Genomic DNA, 434 nt, shown 5'->3' with positions numbered 1-434 from the left:
CGTTTCGTCACGGAGCTCTCCGAGCAGGACGAGGAACTACTGCATCACCTGCTGTCCGAGCACGACGCGCGCGACAGTGACGGGCACTGAGGCACCGGGTTGTGACGACGTGTTGATCAGTGTCTACATTCCCTTCGTCGTAACCGCCGTGCTCACGGCCCTCGCGCTGCGCCCGGCGGTGATCTAGTGGCTCGTCACGCAGCCTTGGCCGGGTATTGGGTCCACTGGCGGATCGGTGAGTCGGGGGCGAAGTTGGTCTTCGGTTCCGCGTGAGTGTTGCGCCAGCGCACGTAGGCGGCGATGGCGGCGATCTGCTCGTCGTGGCTGCGGTGGTCGTGCCGTTGAGTGCGAAGTAGCGCAGGGCCGCGAACTCGGCCTCGATCCAGTTCAGCCAGGATCCGTAGGTCGGCAGGAAGACCAGCTCGACCTCGTGG

The 434-nt window shown here is 65.2% G+C and carries 1 protein-coding gene; it reads right to left on the bottom strand.

Annotated elements, in window-relative coordinates; translation table 11 throughout:
- Positions 1 to 194 precede the first annotated feature (194 nt).
- The coding region (locus ADL25_RS50550) for a hypothetical protein (protein ID WP_234380938.1) at positions 195 to 434 on the bottom strand (240 nt) is incomplete at its 5' end.

It is taken from the genome of Streptomyces sp. NRRL F-5122 (assembly GCF_001507435.1).
Taxonomy (GTDB): domain Bacteria; phylum Actinomycetota; class Actinomycetes; order Streptomycetales; family Streptomycetaceae; genus Streptomyces; species Streptomyces lannensis.
This window is presented reverse-complemented; position numbering and strand designations above follow the sequence as displayed.